Source organism: Mesorhizobium sp. M7A.F.Ca.CA.002.15.2.1 (genome assembly GCF_003998715.1).
Classification (GTDB): domain Bacteria; phylum Pseudomonadota; class Alphaproteobacteria; order Rhizobiales; family Rhizobiaceae; genus Mesorhizobium; species Mesorhizobium ciceri.
Genome location: NZ_RZPI01000995.1, coordinates 1 through 1,335, shown reverse-complemented (window position 1 = coordinate 1,335; position 1,335 = coordinate 1). Strand labels below are relative to the sequence as shown.

At 64.3% G+C, this 1,335-nt stretch carries 2 protein-coding genes and 1 pseudogene; all 3 read right to left on the bottom strand.

The window, feature by feature from the left end; genetic code table 11:
- Positions 1-235 (bottom strand): annotated as a pseudogene (locus ENZ74_RS31935) (riboflavin biosynthesis protein RibD); the annotation flags it as partial.
- A 2-nt stretch (positions 236-237) separates the two neighbouring features.
- On the bottom strand, positions 238-717 hold the full coding sequence (gene nrdR / locus ENZ74_RS31930) for a transcriptional regulator NrdR (protein ID WP_013532250.1): 480 nt from the start codon (positions 715-717) through the stop codon (positions 238-240).
- 157 nt (positions 718-874) lie between these two features.
- On the bottom strand, positions 875-1,335 hold a 461-nt coding region (locus ENZ74_RS31925), incomplete at its 5' end, for a hypothetical protein (RefSeq protein ID WP_127313295.1).

The following is a 1,335-nucleotide window of genomic DNA, read 5'->3' as shown; positions in this document are numbered from 1 at the left end:
CGGTGGCGCCGCGCGCGAGGTCGCCGGCCTCGGCCAAGGCCTCGGTCTCGGCATGCGGACGGCCGCCGACAGCGGTGACGCCGGTGCCGACGATCATCGGACCATTGCCGTCATCGCGTACGATCAGCGTACCGACAGACGGGTTGGTCGCGGTGCGCCCGGCATTTTTTCGCGACAGTCTGAGTGCCGCCGCCATGAAGCGGCGATCAAGGGCGGCCTGTTCGCTTGCAGTCATGCTCAGCTGGCTTCCTCTTCACCCTTGACTTCGTCGCCCTTGAGCTCGCCCAGCAATTCATGGAAATCCTTGGCCTCGCGAAAATTGCGGTAGACCGAGGCGAAACGGACATAGGCGACATCGTCGAGCGACTTCAGCGCTTCCATGACCAGGCGACCGACTTCTCCCGAAGCAACCTCCGTCTCGCCGGAACTTTCGAGCTGGCGCACGATGCCTGTCACCGCGCGGTCGATGCGTTCGGGATCGACATTGCGCTTGCGCACGGCGATCTCCACCGAGCGCAACAGCTTGTCGCGGTCGAAGGGCACTTTGCGGCCCGATTTCTTGACCACGACGAGGTCGCGCAACTGCACGCGTTCGAAGGTGGTGAAACGGCCGCCGCAATCGGGGCAGACGCGCCGCCTGCGGATCGCCGCGCCATCCTCGGCGGGGCGAGAATCCTTCACCTGCGTATCTTCCGACTGGCAATAGGGACAGCGCATGGAGAAGCCTTTGGTTGGCGAATCTGGTGAAGCGAAAGGCTTAGAGGTTTTTGCAGCGATGGCAAAGTGTCGCCAACAGCTCCCTCGCCCTTCAGAGATAGCGAGGCGCAAGCAGGATTGCCAGCCTCGCCAGCAGCCGCACAGCGTACCGATGTCTTCAGGGAGCAACGTCGGCGGTCGGAAACCCGCACGATGCGCCGAGACTACGATAGGCCTTGGTGAAGCCGTCCATGGATATGCTTCCAACCGGCGCATCGCCGAAGGAGACGTCAAGCACCGATGCCCGGCGCATGGCGCGCAGGAGCGCCAGGCTGGTCTTGGACTGGTTGTCGACGGTCCAACTGAGCCGGCCGTTGACGGCGCCATCGGAATGGAGCTTGGCAGTGACGCGGCCCTTGTCGTCGCCGAAAGTGGCGGCAACCGACTTGCCGGCCGGCAAGGCCTTGTTGTCGACGGCGATCGTTACGGACGGGTAGGCATCCGGCGGCAGTGCATCGCCGTTCGTGATGATGAGCGTCAGAACGCCGCTCTCGCCGCCAGCGCCGATAAAGGCGGTCGAGGCCGCGCAGGTCTTGCGCAGATCCTCACCGGTGTCGACCTCGTCGACCAGGGTCGACC

What these genes read in the sequence shown, in the direction of transcription:
- nrdR (WP_013532250.1), bottom strand. Translation starts at nt 717, where the DNA reads ATGCGCTGTCCCTATTGCCAGTCGGAAGATACGCAGGTGAAGGATTCT.